The 15,157-nt window shown below is 48.0% G+C and carries 16 protein-coding genes and 5 tRNA genes; 17 read left to right on the top strand and 4 right to left on the bottom strand.

The annotated features are described in order from the left end of the window. The first annotated feature begins 101 nt into the window (after positions 1 to 101). The 9 genes from HII30_RS08290 (at position 102) to HII30_RS08330 (ending at position 9,002) form a co-directional block, all read left to right on the top strand. Positions 102 to 899: a hypothetical protein gene (locus HII30_RS08290; RefSeq protein WP_169504540.1), complete on the top strand. Its 798-nt coding sequence runs from the start codon at positions 102 to 104 to the stop codon at positions 897 to 899. A gap of 16 nt (positions 900 to 915) precedes the next feature. Next, a complete protein-coding gene (locus HII30_RS08295) occupies positions 916 to 2,484 on the top strand; it encodes a hypothetical protein (protein WP_169504541.1) in 1,569 nt (522 codons plus the stop codon). A 30-nt stretch (positions 2,485 to 2,514) separates the two neighbouring features. Next, positions 2,515 to 3,186 carry an ABC transporter ATP-binding protein gene (locus HII30_RS08300; RefSeq protein ID WP_211184484.1) on the top strand — a complete coding sequence of 224 codons (672 nt, stop codon included), beginning with the start codon at positions 2,515 to 2,517 and terminating at the stop codon, positions 3,184 to 3,186. A gap of 436 nt (positions 3,187 to 3,622) precedes the next feature. Next, complete coding sequence (locus HII30_RS08305; protein WP_169504543.1) at positions 3,623 to 4,141, top strand: winged helix-turn-helix domain-containing protein; 519 nt, start codon at positions 3,623 to 3,625, stop codon at positions 4,139 to 4,141. Positions 4,142 to 4,188: 47 nt separating this feature from the next. Further along, entirely contained in the window at positions 4,189 to 5,517 is a 1,329-nt protein-coding gene (locus HII30_RS08310) for an MFS transporter (protein ID WP_169504544.1), read from the top strand. Between the two features lie 65 nt (positions 5,518 to 5,582). After that, entirely contained in the window at positions 5,583 to 6,692 is a 1,110-nt protein-coding gene (locus tag HII30_RS08315) for a LolA family protein (RefSeq protein WP_169504545.1), read from the top strand. Between the two features lie 269 nt (positions 6,693 to 6,961). After that, a complete protein-coding gene (alr, locus tag HII30_RS08320) occupies positions 6,962 to 8,140 on the top strand; it encodes an alanine racemase (protein WP_169504546.1) in 1,179 nt (392 codons plus the stop codon). Between the two features lie 225 nt (positions 8,141 to 8,365). Continuing rightward, positions 8,366 to 8,647, top strand: a complete 282-nt coding sequence (locus tag HII30_RS08325; RefSeq protein ID WP_169504594.1) for a ribbon-helix-helix protein, CopG family — start codon at positions 8,366 to 8,368, stop codon at positions 8,645 to 8,647. 4 nt (positions 8,648 to 8,651) lie between these two features. Then, positions 8,652 to 9,002: a type II toxin-antitoxin system PemK/MazF family toxin gene (locus HII30_RS08330; protein WP_169504547.1), complete on the top strand. Its 351-nt coding sequence runs from the start codon at positions 8,652 to 8,654 to the stop codon at positions 9,000 to 9,002. Positions 9,003 to 9,089: 87 nt separating this feature from the next. Here HII30_RS08330 and HII30_RS08335 read toward each other — a convergent pair whose 3' ends face one another. Beyond that, on the bottom strand, positions 9,090 to 9,245 hold the full coding sequence (locus HII30_RS08335) for a hypothetical protein (RefSeq protein ID WP_169504548.1): 156 nt from the start codon (positions 9,243 to 9,245) through the stop codon (positions 9,090 to 9,092). Positions 9,246 to 9,486: 241 nt separating this feature from the next. Here HII30_RS08335 and HII30_RS08340 point away from each other — a divergent pair, with 241 nt between their 5' ends. Continuing rightward, positions 9,487 to 11,703 carry a Tex family protein gene (locus HII30_RS08340; RefSeq protein ID WP_169504549.1) on the top strand — a complete coding sequence of 739 codons (2,217 nt, stop codon included), beginning with the start codon at positions 9,487 to 9,489 and terminating at the stop codon, positions 11,701 to 11,703. Between the two features lie 93 nt (positions 11,704 to 11,796). On the opposite strand, the gene cmpA is transcribed toward HII30_RS08340, so the two are convergent. Both cmpA and HII30_RS08350 read right to left on the bottom strand, forming a co-directional pair. Next, positions 11,797 to 11,922, bottom strand: a complete 126-nt coding sequence (gene cmpA / locus HII30_RS08345) for a cortex morphogenetic protein CmpA (RefSeq protein ID WP_169504550.1) — start codon at positions 11,920 to 11,922, stop codon at positions 11,797 to 11,799. Between the two features lie 80 nt (positions 11,923 to 12,002). After that, the gene (locus tag HII30_RS08350; protein WP_169504551.1) at positions 12,003 to 12,353 is read right to left on the bottom strand and encodes a hydrolase/acyltransferase; all 351 of its coding nucleotides are present in this window, start codon (positions 12,351 to 12,353) and stop codon (positions 12,003 to 12,005) included. Positions 12,354 to 12,510: 157 nt separating this feature from the next. Between HII30_RS08350 and HII30_RS08355 the strand changes: the two genes are divergently transcribed. The 7 genes from HII30_RS08355 (at position 12,511) to HII30_RS08385 (ending at position 14,289) form a co-directional block, all read left to right on the top strand. Further along, positions 12,511 to 12,984, top strand: coding sequence for a SprT family protein (locus tag HII30_RS08355; protein ID WP_169504595.1), 474 nt, complete (start codon positions 12,511 to 12,513; stop codon positions 12,982 to 12,984). A 39-nt stretch (positions 12,985 to 13,023) separates the two neighbouring features. Continuing rightward, positions 13,024 to 13,099, top strand: a tRNA-Asn gene (locus tag HII30_RS08360). A gap of 7 nt (positions 13,100 to 13,106) precedes the next feature. Further along, positions 13,107 to 13,195, top strand: a tRNA-Ser gene (locus HII30_RS08365). A 258-nt stretch (positions 13,196 to 13,453) separates the two neighbouring features. Further along, a tRNA-Glu gene (locus tag HII30_RS08370) sits at positions 13,454 to 13,528 on the top strand. A gap of 54 nt (positions 13,529 to 13,582) precedes the next feature. Further along, a tRNA-Lys gene (locus HII30_RS08375) sits at positions 13,583 to 13,658 on the top strand. 26 nt (positions 13,659 to 13,684) lie between these two features. After that, positions 13,685 to 13,767, top strand: a tRNA-Leu gene (locus HII30_RS08380). Between the two features lie 192 nt (positions 13,768 to 13,959). Then, positions 13,960 to 14,289 (top strand): KGG domain-containing protein, encoded by a 330-nt coding sequence (locus HII30_RS08385; RefSeq protein WP_169504552.1) that lies wholly within the window; start codon positions 13,960 to 13,962, stop codon positions 14,287 to 14,289. A gap of 104 nt (positions 14,290 to 14,393) precedes the next feature. Here the strand turns inward: HII30_RS08385 and HII30_RS08390 are convergent, their stop codons facing one another. Then, positions 14,394 to 15,035 carry a hypothetical protein gene (locus tag HII30_RS08390; RefSeq protein WP_169504553.1) on the bottom strand — a complete coding sequence of 214 codons (642 nt, stop codon included), beginning with the start codon at positions 15,033 to 15,035 and terminating at the stop codon, positions 14,394 to 14,396. Positions 15,036 to 15,157: the final 122 nt, after the last annotated feature.

Raw genomic sequence — 15,157 nt, forward strand, 5'->3', positions numbered from 1 at the left:
TCGTTCATACCCGTAAGGCCCTTGTTCGTTCTGCGGCTATTGTACCTGCCGGAAAGGCAGTCTATATTGAAGACAGGTTAAGACAAGGAGGAATGAAGATTTTGAACAAGTTACTCAGACTGGAATGGAACAAGCTGCGCTGGCCGGTCCTGATCACCATGCTGAGCTTAAGTCTTGTGGTATCCGTTCTAAGCGGCACGATATATAAAAGCTATGCACTGGAACATGATCTGGAGGCGTGGGAAGTCGGCATACCGTTCATCGTATTCCTGTTTCCGCTCATATCTGTTCTGCCGACAGGCTGGCTGATGTATATGGAGCGCAAAGACCGGTTTCTTATGTACACACTGCCCAGGGTCAAGAAAAGCCGGTACATATTATCGAAGTGGATGATCGTCGCGGGCAGCTCGTTTCTCATCATGTTTGTGGCAATGCTCATGGGTGTGATCACAGCCCTTTACATCAAGCCGGACATCACTCCGATTTACAGTCTGGTCGATAGGAGCACAGGTGAGGTTGCCCCAAGCCTTGAGAGGCTGCATTTTATGGGTTCATTATTTGTGAATCAGCCGCTGGGATATGGAATCATGCTGAGCTTGTGGCAGGGATTCTTATCCGCTATTATCGCTACACTCGCATTTGTGTTATCGCTGTATGTCTCTAATATTTTTATTGTTCTGATTGGGCCATTTCTCTATGCAATGCTGGAAAACTTCATTTTAAATCTGTTTAAATTACAGGATTACAAAATCTATGACAGCTTTGAGCCCGGGTTCTATGACACTGACAAACTTGGATATTGGCCGCTTCTGGCCGGTCCTGCCATGGCGCTGCTGTTCACGACATTGATTGCTATCTATTTCAGCAAATTTAAAAAAGTTACGGTCTATCCGTCCTAAAGGAGGCGAAGCGCTTATGACAGCTGTTCTCCTTCGGGATGTGCGCCGCTTCTGTACGCCAAGGCTTGTGATGTTAATGCTGGGCTGCCTGCTGTTCAGCTTGGCAAAGCGCAAAGGCTTCTCATACTCCTATGAACATTTTGTGCTGCACATGCTGTCCGATCATTATTATATAACCTTTTTTATGGTCCCGATGTTTCTGTACATCATTTACAGTCACCTGGAAGATGATCTCGATTATGTCCTGATTCGTATTAAAAAATTCCCGCGGTACTTCGCCGTGAAGTCAGCTGCCATCGGTGTGAACATATCGATATTCGTCCTTCTGCAGCTTGCCGTCATATTGGCTGTGGGCCTGGGGCTGCCAGGAGGTTCGGGTTTTCCTCCTGCGGACACTCAGGATTCATCAATCGAAGTGCTGCTCATATTAGGCGGCTATTTCCAGTACCCCTGGCAGGGGTCTGCACTGACGGTGCTGCACATGGTGCTTGGACTCAGTGTCCTGGGAAGCTCCTTTATGGCGATGCATCACTTTTTTGAAAAACGATGGGTTGCCATCATCACGGTAGGTCTCTTTTTTCTAATGGTATATGCCATGAAATCCAAAATTCCGGAGCTGACGCGAATTCCGTTCCTGTTCATTAACAACTACATCATTTTCATGTACAACCTGACGTTTCCGTATTCATTTTGGGTTACTTACATTTCACTAGGTATGATCGCTGGGGGTACGGCATTCTGGATCTGCAGGTACTGGAACAAAGAATTGAAGTGGCAGTTAAAATGGCGTAAGCCGAGGGGTGTCCTGCCTTATTATGGGGCACAGCTATTTTCGGCAGCCAACGCAGGTATTCTAATCGTCCTTATCGTTTTGTTAAGTCTTTGGAAATGGCCGCAGCTTCAGAATCTGACAGGAGGCACGGGCACGATCGCGGATTGGATGGTGTACACCTTTTGGGGTCACGGTCACGGCTACTTTAGACCTTCCGATTTCCTGGCTATGATGCTGATGAACTCAGCCCCCGTGTGTCTGATTGCTGTTTTTTTGCAGCGGGAATGGATGGACCACAGCACCCCGTTAACCATCCGCCTTGCATCCAAGCGGCAGTGGGGATGCTCTGTTGTTGGGATAAGCAGCTTGTTTTTGCTCACATACACCGTCTTGTTAACTGCCGGAAGTCTCTTATTTCCTTCCTTTACCGGATTGCCAGCAGGGGGCGTGACAATCTTGCCTGGCATAGAAATCAGCTTGAGTAAGCTTTGGCTTTATATCACAGCCATGAAAGGGCTGGAACTGTTATTTCAGTTTCTGTGTATGCTGCTGATCTTCCTGTGGAGTCGTCAAGTCACAGCCGCTTTTGGAGGAATTGTGTTGATGTACGCGTTCTATTTCCTGCCTTATGGCTGGACGCAGTATGTTCCTGTTGGCATGTCCAGTCTGTCACAGCATCAAGTGTTTGCAGCAGCTGCGGAACCGGGTGTCCCCGCATTATCTGGTCAGGTGATCTTCCTGATCATGGGGCTTCTCACGATCATACTGGCTTTATACATCTTGATATACGGTTATAAGCGGCGGTTTCGCTAAATCAGAATAATTTTGAGAGAGGTGATCATGATGATCGATATCAGAATAGAAGAGGTATCCAAAACGTTTAACGGTATCCCGGTACTGTCCCAAGTAAATCTGGACATCGAAAAAGGAAAGACGATCGGTATTGTCGGTGCCAATGGCAGCGGTAAATCCGTGCTGTTCAAGATTATGTGCGGGTTTACAGCCCCTGACCAGGGCAAAGTGTTCGTAAGAGGCAAGCAGCTTGGCAAGGACCTTGATTTTCCCGAAAATGTTGGTGTGTTTATTAACGGTCCGGGATATATCGGCATCTACAGCGGCTTTAAAAATCTGAAGTTTTTGGCCGATATTAACCGTAAGATCGGGGATGCCGAGATTAAAGATGCGATGAGGCTCGTCGGCCTGGACCCAGAGCTGAAAACCAAGGTTGCCGACTATTCACTGGGTATGAAGCAGAAGCTTGGCATCGCACAGGCCATTATGGAAAGGCAGGATATTCTGGTGCTGGACGAGCCTTTTAATGCGCTGGATTATCAGACCTATAATGATATGAAGGAGATTGTACTCAAGCTGAAGGAAGAACATAAGACCATGCTGCTGACCAGTCATAACTATGAAGATCTTGAATCGCTCTGCGATATCCTGTACATCATTCAGGGAGGCCGGCTGGAACGGTTGACCGAGGAGCTTAAGGAAAAGTATTTCAAGAGAAAATAGATTGAATCAGCTTCATACTTGACATAAGAACCGGCTGCCCATGAGGGGAAGCGGTTCTTTTTGTCGTTTGGAGTATTTACATACAAAGAATTGCGTGATATTATTCATTTAACGGTCTAATTAATTAGATCGAACTAAATTTAGATCATTCGCATAAATTAGATCGAGATACTATATAGAATGAATTTAAGATTAACCCTTCTATAGCGGAGGTGACAAGTGATTCTGGAGAAGCGTCAGCGTCCGCCTAAAAGCTTTCCGAAGGAAAGCTAGCATCGAAAGCATAAGCTTTGACTCCAAAATGTCACCATTGATTACAATTCCAAGCATTTTGGAGGCAACAGCGGTCGTAAGAACACTTGCCATCGCAGCCAACCAGAACGGTAACTTTTAACTTCAGTCTATATAATTGAGATTTTAAAAGGGGAGAATCGTAATGCCAGATCAGCCTAATCATCAACCTGAAGATCATCCATCAGCGGACATTACCGTAGAACAGGCCAAACTGCTGGGAAATGCGCTGCGGGTAAAAATCGTCGGAGCCATCGTGGAGGTACCAAAAACGTCGAAACAGGTAGCCGATGAACTTGGAGGGACTCCAGGCAGCATTCATTATCATATCCAGAAGCTGTATGAAGGCGGCTTGATTGATTTGGTAGAGACCCGGCAGGTGGGTGGCATTGTAGAGAAGTACTATAAATCCAAAGCCAAATGGTTCAACACGCAGGGAACGAAGCTGGTGGACCCTGTGCTGGCCGATGACTTCGAATCCTCCACGAGTACACAGGTGAGTCTGCGGCTGGAGCTTTCCTCACAGCAGCGGGATCAGATGACGGAGGAGTTTAAGGCACTGCTTGAGAAATGGGTCGGGGTGTCTGCAGCTTCCAAGGCTAAGGATACGAAAGAGTATGCAATTGGCATTAAACTCAAAGCAACGGACGAAAAAACAACGTAAGAAATCAACAGGTGTAAAATTCATTTAAGATTGCGAGGTTCCCCGCCATGATTTTCAAAAACCGTAATTTTCTTCTGCTCTTCTCCGGGCGGATTCTAACTAATATCGGTGACAGCTTGTATGCTGTTGCCGCCATGTGGCTGGTATATGATCTGGGTGGATCTACTTTATATTCGGGATTAGCCGGTTTTTTATCCATCATCCCCAGAGTGATTCAACTGCTGACAGGTCCAGTCATTGACCGTGTACCGCTTAGAGGCATGCTGGTGGTTACCCAGCTTTTGCAGGCTCTGCTGCTGCTCACTGTGCCGGCTGCTTATTATCTCGATATGCTGACCGTCGGATTGGTGCTGGTAATTACTCCGATTCTAACCACCCTGAATATGTGGATTTATCCTGCCCAAATGGCTGCCCTGCCCAAAATTTTGACAAGAGATCAGCTCACGCAGGGCAACTCTTTGTTTACTGTGGCGTACCAAGGGATTGATATCGCCTGTAATGCTATTTCTGGTGGTTTGATCATTCTACTTGGAGCGGTATCGCTTTATTTTTGGAATGCTGCCGGATTCTTTGTTGGAGCCCTGCTGTTCACACAGTTATCCATAACATCTTCTGTTTTAAATTCTGATAACAACGTGACGAAGACATCTATAAAAGCAGGTTCAGAAAAAAGAACACGTCTTTACTTCAATGAAATTAAAGAGGGATTAGCTTTTCTGCTGGCGACGCCGCTGGCCCGAATTCAGGTTGGCATGATTGTGATCAATGCCGCGGGAGGCGCGACGTTTACCCTGCTGCCGGCGTTCGGAGAAAGCCTGGGCGGTGCCGGAATGTACGGCATGATGCTGATGGCCCAGGCTGCAGGAAGTTTACTGGGCGCCATGTTAACCCCGTATTTAAAGCTGGAGAGGATTCCGATCGGCTTGATGTTCGGGACATCTTTTATCCTATCTGGTGCCGCCTGGGGTGCCAGCATGTTTGCGCCATTCAACTGGATGATCCTTATGATGTATGGCCTGGCCTGGATCCCGGGAGGCGTCACCAACGTTATGGTCAATACGGTCCTTCAGAAGGCGGTGCCTCAGAAAAAGCTGGGAACGGTATTTGCAGCAGCAAGTGCGATCAGTGGCATCGCGATGCCTGCAGGAAGTTTGCTCGGGGGAGCACTGGGCACGATTGCTTCAAGCTTCTATATCATTGCAGGATGTGGATTCACCGTGCTGATCGTAGGTGTGTACTGGATGTTAAATCCCGTGACCAAAGGGCTCCCTTCCTCAAGGGATATCAGTGAATCATGGTTTGTTCTTCCCGGAACAAAGGAAGAGTTATCGCAAGACCCAGCTTCCTCATCCAGCTTGTCAAGCCCGTCTGCATAATGTGACCAAGTCCCTCATAGACATGTATCAATGAATTCAAAACATGTGCAAAAGGGGATGATGACATGCGCCGGATTTCTTGGGTGCTGCTTGCTGCCGTAATGTGTATCACACTGGTTTTATCAGGGTGCGGCAAGAAAGACGCAGACGGAGTCATAAAGGATCTGACCAAAATGGCGGATCGGCTGGAAGGAGAGAAAGGCGCTTATCAGGGCAAAGGGGTCATGACCATACATACCGGGTCTGTGCCGCAGCAGTATGAAGTGGAAGTATGGTATCAGGCTCCATCGTATTACCGGATCAGTCTCACCAACGGCCAGAAAGATTTAACTCAGATCGTACTGAGAAATGATGAAGGTGTGTTTGTTCTGACGCCAAGCCTGAATAAAAGCTTCCGCTTCAAAAGCGACTGGCCGGAGAACCAAGGTCAGGTATACCTCTATCAGACGATGCTGGGCAGCATCCTAAGTGATAATACCCGCCAATTTGCAGAGGATAAAGATGCTTACGTATTTGACGTTGCTGCCAATTACCATAGTCATTCGCTGGTTCGCCAAAAAATCTGGCTGGCCAAGGATACCTATTCTCCAAAGCAAATTCAGGTTTCCGACTCTGAAGCTAAAGTGGTTGTAGATGTCAAATTTAATGCCTTTACGTTCGACACCAATTTGACGAAAGACTCATTTGATACCAACCGTAATTTGAGTGCGATGAACGGAGAAGATCAAGGAGCCATGGCGCAAGTGGATGAGAACGGAATGCCGGCAGCTCAGGGTAACGAGGAAGAGGGTGCAACCGAAGGGCCAGTCAGCGAGCCTGTCTCCGCTGGACAATTGGGGGCTTTCGGCATTATCGAACCTGCCTACACACCTGCAGGTGTTATGAGCAAAGGCATTCAGGAGATTGCGAACAGCAAGGATCATGCGGTTATTCTTCGTTATGATGGGGTATATCAATATACGATCATGGAATCACGTCCACTTGATCGTGCCGTTTCCCTTGCACCGGGTCAGGTCATTGATTTGGGCTTTACAGTCGCTCTCCTGACCGGAGATGAACAGCAGACATTAACCTGGACCACCGAAGGCGTAGAGTACCGGATCACCAGTGCAAACCTTCCGACTTCGGAAATGGTAGAAATCGCTGCTTCCATGCAGGGACAATCGGGTAAATAATACGATGAAGGCGGATAACCGACTATTGCAGAGCATGGATAATGACTGCAATACAGGCCATTCGCCTCTTTCTTCAAACTGCGGAGCATGGATGACATGACGCATGTGCTGCAAGGATCCGCGGTAACAGCTGAATCCGCGGAATGCCAGGACTGCCTGCTGGATTATATTCATGCAAGGCAGAGTGATTGACAGTTACCTCATGGAACATTACCATTAACTTTATTGTACAACTGAGCTTTTTCAAAATGGTAAGAAGGTGACTGAAATTGCAAGACATATATCGACCTACCCAAGCGGAAATTGATCTCGACAGACTGGACAGCAACTTCTCCGCTTTCCGTAAGCATCTTCCAGAAACCATGAAACTGCTGGCCTGCGTTAAGGCTAATGCCTATGGACATGGTGCTGTGGAAGTAGCCCGGGAATTAGAGAACCTGGGTGCTGACTATTTAAGTGTGGCTTTCCTGGACGAAGCACTGGAACTCCGGAAGGCGGGTATTACCCTGCCGATTCTCGTGCTGGGATATACGCCTCCTGAAGGCTTGCATATCGCACAGGAGCAGGATGTAACAGTCACAGTGTTCAGCCATGAGGTTGTGGAAGCCATTCGAACTCTGCCGGATCACATGCACAAACGACTCAAGGTGCATATCAAGATTGACAGCGGTATGGGGCGTCTTGGATTGCTTGCAGACCGGACGGCAGTTTCTTTTGTGAATGAAGTCATATCTTTGCCGCAGGTCTTTGTTGAAGGATTATTTACGCATTTTGCAAGAGCGGATGAAAAGGTTAAAAGCTATACACTGGAACAGTACCGGCGGTTTAAGAGCGTGGTTGATGCGCTGCGGGATGAAGAAATTTCCATCCCGATTATACATACGGGCAACAGCGCCGCAGCGATCGACACACCCGGCTTGTCCTTCAATATGGTGCGGGTAGGCATCAGCTTGTACGGACTATACCCTTCGGATGATGTCAATCAGACAGCGGTCAGCTTGAGCCCGGTCATGACGTTAAAGACGCAGGCGGTCTACGTCAAAAAACTGCCCCCGAAGTATGGAATCAGCTACGGCTCGAAATACGTCACCGAAGAAGAAGAGGTGATTGTCACTCTTCCGATCGGATATGCAGACGGATATTCACGTATGCTCAGCGGCCATACCGAGGTACTTATACGCGGACGCCGTGCTCCTGTCGTCGGCAATATCTGTATGGACCAGTGTATGGTATCCCTAAAATCTTTCGCTGAAGAAGCGGAACAAATCAAAGCCGGCGAAGAGGTTGTACTCATCGGCCAGCAATCTGGGGCTGTTATTACCGCAGATGAACTGGCATCCAGGCTGGGTACCATCCCTTACGAATTGGTCTGCATGATTGCACACCGTGTGCCTCGAACGTATACACGCGGCGGCATACCGGTGACCATTGTTAATCCCCTTTGGTGATTTGCCTTTTTGTTTTACCGGATTATTTATTGAGGATAGCAGGAATACGTACAAACCCTCCCGAAGTATGAATATGACGGTTGGTCTGTACGAAGTGCCGAGTGTAGTTTATAATGAGATGCAGCATACTTGATATATCCTCGGCATATATATTTTTGTATAAATTTCCTTGAATAACGTAATACTGGTGCACAGGGCAAGAAGGTTGTGGGGGTGGAAGACAAGGTGGCCAACATGCAGAACACCAAACGAATCATGATCAGTCTACCGGATCATCTTTTGCAGGAAGTGGATGGGATCGCTCAGCTGGAAAATTCCAACCGCAGTGAGCTAATCAGGCAGGCCATGAAGCTGTATTTACATGAGCGGAAGAAGCGTTATATTCGTGAATCCATGCAGCGGGGTTATATGGAAATGGCCAAAATTAACCTGACCATGGCATCTGAAGCGTTTCATGCGGAGGAAGATGCAGACAGCACTCTGGGCCGCTTAGTTAGCGGGGTGTGAACAAGTGATCGTAAAACGCGGCGACGTATTTTTTGCGGATCTTTCACCCGTTGTGGGTTCAGAACAAGGTGGTGTCAGACCGGTGCTCGTCATCCAGAATGACATCGGCAACCGGTTTAGTCCGACGGTGATTGTTGCAGCTATTACAGCTCAAATTCAAAAAGCGAAACTGCCGACCCACGTTGAGATCGACGCGGCGTCACATGGATTTGACCGGGATTCGGTCATTCTACTGGAGCAGATTCGGACGATTGACAAGCAGCGCTTGACGGATAAGATTACCCATCTGGACGATGAAACCATGAGCAAGGTGGATGACTCCCTGCAGATCAGTCTGGGTTTAATTGATTTTTGATGCGTGACTTGAAGTACAGCCGCCTAATATGAGGGCTATACGGTAACCCGCCGATTACATTCGGCGGGTTTTTGCTGTGGAGACAGGTTATTCTACCATTCGTAGAATTGGATCTGTCGTGGCAGTCGGCAGCGAGCTTCCCTCAGAACTGCCGTCGGGAATCATCGTATAGGCTGTGGCAATGACAGCGATCCAGGTGGCCAGACAAACAAGTGAGATCAGCCAGGCTTGTTTTCGATTCATAATAACCTCCTCCATATGTATGGGTAATGACCGGCTTTTGTCAGCGGACATGTATGTTAGGAACAGTGTAACGTGTGAAACTTAAAATCAGATGAAAAGAGCCGAATTTATTAAAAATTAATCTGGAGAATAATGTTTTTTTTCGTACACCGATTTTCCTGTAAACCGGATCCTGCTGGAAAATGAACCGAAGTTTTGGGATAATGGGGGTACAGTTTGTTTGAAGAAAGAGGGATTAGCATTGTCTGATATCGAAGCTGTCGTGGAATTGAACAAAGAACAGATCCATAAAGAACAACAGGAACGGATCGTGAAACAGATCGCCAAGGAGCTTCAATTGACCTTAAAGCAGGTTCGTACAACGGTCGATCTGCTGGACGAAGGGAACACCATTCCGTTTATCGCGCGTTACCGTAAAGAAATGACCGGTGAGCTGGATGAGAATGCGCTGCGGGAGATCGAAGAGCGTACCGGATATCTGCGCAGCCTTGAAGTTCGCAAGCGGGAAGTTCTGCGCATTATAGATGAACAGGGCAAACTTACAGAAGAGCTAAAGACATCCATTGAAAAAGCAGTGAAGCTGCAGGAAGTGGAGGATTTATACCGTCCGTACCGCCAGAAGAGAAAGACACGCGCCAGTGCAGCGAAGGAGAAAGGATTGGAACCTTTGGCAGTCTGGATCACAGCCCAGCCGAAGCAGGGAGATGTCCGTGCTGAAGCCTCTAACTATGTCAATGAGGAGCTAGGGGTGAACAGTCCTGAAGAGGCGCTGCAAGGTGCTATGGATATCATCGCTGAGAATATCGCGGACGATGCCGCCATCCGGGCGTGGATTCGCAGATATAGTATAGATCACGGCATGCTGGTATCGGAAGCCAGAGACCAGGAGGCCGAATCTGTATACGAGAACTATTATAACTACAGGGAACTGGCCAAAAAAATGCCGCCTCACCGTATCCTTGCCATCAACCGCGGCGAACGGGAGAACATACTGAAGGTGGGGCTTGAGGTACCTTCCGATTCCGTGCATCAATATATGACGAAGCAGATTGTAAAGGGTCCTTCAGCTGTAACCGATATTCTGCAGACGGTCATCGAGGATGCTTACAAGCGATTGATTGCCCCGTCTATCGAGCGGGAAGTCCGCGGAGAAATGACGGAAAAAGGGGAAAACCAGGCGATTTCCATCTTTGCAGGCAACCTGCGCAGCCTGCTGCTTCAAGCTCCGGTTAAAGGCCGCACGGTACTGGGTGTCGACCCGGCTTACCGGACCGGCTGCAAGCTTGCCGCCGTGGATGAGACAGGCAAGCTGCTCGAAGTGGCTGTAACGTATCCTACACCGCCTAATAACAAAAAACGTGAAGCTGCAGCAAAAATCAAGGAAATGATTGATCAATACGGTGTTCAGCTTATCGTCATTGGTAACGGAACCGCATCAAGAGAGACCGAACAGTTCGTTGCCGAAGTGATTGCCGAGGCAGGGAAGCAGGATTTGGCATATCTGATCGTTAACGAAGCAGGAGCAAGTGTGTATTCCGCCTCCAAGCTGGCTCAGGAAGAATTCCCTGATCTGGATGTGGCTGAGCGGAGCGCTGCCTCCATTGCCCGGCGTGTACAAGATCCGCTGGCTGAATTGGTGAAGATTGATCCGAAATCTATCGGCGTCGGCCAGTACCAGCATGATGTTAGTCAGAAGCATCTGGAAGAGAGCTTGAAAGTGGTTGTTGAGTCGGCCGTTAACCATGTGGGCGTGGATGTGAACACGGCATCTCCTTCGCTCCTCTCCTATGTGGCAGGCATTAACGGGACCATTGCCAAGAACATCGTGAAGTTCCGTGAGGAAAATGGTAAGTTCTCCTCGCGTAAACAGCTGCAGAAGGTACCCAGACTGGGTGCCAAGACGTATGAGCAGTGCGTTGGCTTTATGCGGATTTCAGACGGAGAGAACACGCTTGACCGTACACCGATTCATCCGGAGTCCTATTTCGTGGTGTCCAGTCTGTTGAAAGAGTTGGGAGTCGGTCCTGAGAAGGTCGGCACACGTGAACTGTCCGAGCTTTTATCCCGGCAGTCCGTAGAAGAACTGTCTGATACGCTGGATGTCGGTGTGCCGACACTGCGTGATATTGTGGACAGCCTGCAGCGTCCCGGTCGTGACCCTCGTGAGGAACTGCCGCTGCCAATTTTCCGGACGGATGTACTGAAACTTGAAGATCTAACACCGGGGATGGAACTGCAGGGTACGGTCCGCAATGTGATTGACTTCGGTGCATTTGTCGATATCGGCATCAAAAGCGATGGTCTCGTGCATATTTCCCAGCTGAGCACCGGATATGTCAAGCATCCCATGGATGTCGTATCTGTGGGTGACAACGTTACGGTATGGGTGTTGAACATCGATTTGAAAAAAGGCCGTGTCGGACTTACGATGAGACCGCCTAAAGAACAGAGTATGTAAACAAAAAAGTGCCCTTCATGAGCAGAACGCGATCCGCATGGTTCGCTGTCTGCGCCGGAAGGGCACTTTTTACATCAAAGATTACTCATGACATTAAACATCCGGACTCTCTCCCGGAGAATTACGGTAAAAAAACCAGCATTCATTCAACAGCTTGATCTGGCGGCGGTCCTTTTTGCGGAAAGCGCGGATCAGCTGATTGCAGAGCCACTGCGGCAAGGGAATCTCCTCCTCTGACGTAACCATCTGTATGGATAACATATGGGGAAGAGGCCCAAAGCGTGCAGGTTTTCTCTGGATTAAACGACTTCTTCTTCGTACCACTGCTCAAGCTGGGCTTGAAGCGCGCGGATCTCGGTCAGCAGTGAAATGAGCGGATAATGGTTTTCGTTCAGGGAAGCGAAGGAACGCTCCAGTTCATTAATGTAATCCAGGCCTCCAATGATTTGGGAGGTTTCCTGCAGCAGGTCCAGCTGATCGCATTCTGCGACAGCCAGCGGAAGCTCAGGCCTGCCTTCTGCTGTCAGCTTGCTGACCTCCTTGTTTAATCTCAGGTTCAGCGCACTCAGCTGGTATGCATAATCTGACGGCATTTCCACATACTCCAGCTGGTCCCCTTTTTGTAATATACAATAACGCATTGTCGGCATGTTGAATATTCTCCCTCCGTACTACCTGTATCCTGATTCCATCAGTCTTTACTTGACAGTGTAGCGTAGGAAGAAGTTAAAATTCAAGTAGATTTACTCCAGCGTGTAAGCTGGAACTCGGGAACAAGTGGAAAGGAAGCTGTAATCCATGTTTAAAATGACAAACGACGAACTGCAGGCTTGGGTGGAAGAGATATCCCTCAGCAGCTTTCAGGCCCCCTTCAGGCATCGTGCGGTATTTAACCGCAGGCTGTCAACGACCGGTGGACGTTATTTTATGAAAAGCCATAATATCGAGATCAATCCCCACCAACTGGAGAGCAACGGCATGGACGAGGTGGAGAAGATCATCAAGCATGAATTGTGCCATTATCATCTGCATCTGGCCGGACGAGGTTACAGGCACCGGGATAATGATTTTAAAAGGCTGCTGCAGGCTGTGGGCGGAAGCCGATATTGCCAGTCTGTGACGAAGCCTGGCGGGAAGCCGCGCAAGCCGGCACCCTACCGGTACTTGCTGCGCTGTACGGCATGCCACACTGAATATATGCGAAAAAGAAAGATGGATCCTGCGCGTTACCGCTGTGGAAGGTGCCGTGGTTCTCTCCAATTGCTGCCCCTTGACTCATAAGAGAACTCATGATAAATTATAAAATGTATTCATGAATGTTCCCTGATAGCTCAGTTGGTAGAGCACTCGACTGTTAATCGAGTTGTCACAGGTTCGAGTCCTGTTCGGGGAGCCATTATTTTGGAGAGATACCCAAGTGGCTATAAGGGGACCCTCTGCTAAGGGGTTAGACTGCGTAAGCGGTGCGAGGGTTCGAATCCCTCTCTCTCCGTTTGAGATATCATCGATAAGAGGCTCTGCCGTATCCGCGGCGGAGCTTCTTTTGTACATCGACAAGAACCTTGAACAAGTTTTCTTGAAGCATGAAGGGCAAGCAGGGGGAGGCATAATGAAAAATAACAAGTTTGAGGAATTTATAGAAATCACTACATGATTTCTCCTTCGATAAAAAAATAAAAAAAGTGCTTGTCACACCTTTAACAATTTGATATACTCAATCTTGTCGCCAAGGTGGCAGATATTGCAGTAAGGCCCGTTGGTCAAGGGGTTAAGACACCTCCCTTTCACGGAGGTAACAGGGGTTCGAATCCCCTACGGGTCACCACTCTCATTATATGCTTCTTGCTAAGAAATAATGGCGCAGCTGGTTTTTCTTCGAGAGCCATTAGCTCAGTTGGTAGAGCACCTGACTTTTAATCAGGGTGTCGAAGGTTCGAGTCCTTCATGGCTCACCATTGTTTTATTGTTCTCCTTATATTATGCGGTAGTGGTGGAATGGCAGACACGCTATCTTGAGGGGGTAGTGGGTGTATACCCGTGGAGGTTCGAGTCCTCTCTACCGCATATCAAAAAAAAGTTCCTGCAATGCTGCAGGAGCTTTTTTTTTTTTTTGCGCAGTTATACATAAATTAGTGCTAAATAACCTGCTTTTTCTATTCGTGTTTATGCATTTGATGTGTTTCATGCCCAAAGCAATGGTTAATATCATATCGTGGACGAGCAATTTTTCCAAAAAAACCTATAGGAGTGATTCAAATGGCAAATAACAAAATGAGCCGTGAAGAAGCAGGACGTTTAGGTGGAGAAGCAACTGCAAAGAACCACGACAAAGAGTTTTACCAGGAAATCGGTCAAAAAGGCGGCGATTCTACCTCCGGTTCCCATGACAAGGAATTTTATCAAGGTATTGGCCGTAAAGGCGGAGAAGCGACTTCCGATTCCCATGGAAAAGAGTTCTACCAGGAGATCGGTCAAAAAGGCGGTGAAGCCCGCGGCGGCAGTTCAGACAGCGATGATGGCAAGATGAGCCGCGAAGAAGCGGGACGTAAAGGCGGACAGGCGAGAGCACGTCAGCGGCGGAACTAAAACGCAGGCATCATGATTATTCAGCATAGGTAAGGAATCCATTCAGCAAGGTGAATTCATACCCGGCAGCCCTGGTTCTATGTGAACCAGGGCTGTTGTTTGTGCTAATCGTCAAAATAAGAAGGATGTTTGTCCAGTATGGAAGAATATTTGGGATAGAGACTGCGAATACACCCTGGACATATATCATGCGTGAAATGAACAGGGATTACGCTTTCCAGATAACTTTCCACAGGCTTCCATGCAGCAGAAGTACGAACATGCTTGCAAACCGCACAAATCGGGATATGGTCAGGAAGATAACAAATACAAGACAGGGCATTCTCCAGTTCGCTCATTCTTTTCATAATGGGGGTAATATCCGTAATCGAAAGGACAGCTCCGTGAGTTTGTGTGTCCTGAACACCGGGCAGGGCCTGAACTTCAAATAGGTACCAGTGCGGCTTTCCGTTCAGATCTATTTTGTATTCCATGCGCTCATGCTGTTCCTGGCCTAGGAGGACGCTGCGGATCGATGGAAGATACACCTCATTATAAAAAGCCGTGAATGAAGCCCGTCCAAAAAAATCCGGTTCAATATCCAATATACTCAGACCCTTCAGGCATCCTGAAGAAGACATTCCCCATTCTAAGGCGAAGGACTTCAAACGGCTGTTAAATTGATCAATAGTTCCGTCCTCCCGGATAATGACAATCCCGGACATCATGGAATGAACAGCATGGCCCCAGGCATATGAATCGTTCAACCTTATCTCTCCTCCGATTAGGTTCTAGGTAACTACGGACAGATGATGAAATATGGTATAATTTAGACATATTGAATTTATTATACACTTATTTAAGTGCTAAATCAATAGGTTATGACGTA

Origin of the sequence: Paenibacillus lemnae (assembly GCF_012933385.1) — a bacterium.
Lineage (GTDB): Bacteria > Bacillota > Bacilli > Paenibacillales > Paenibacillaceae > Paenibacillus_AQ > Paenibacillus_AQ lemnae.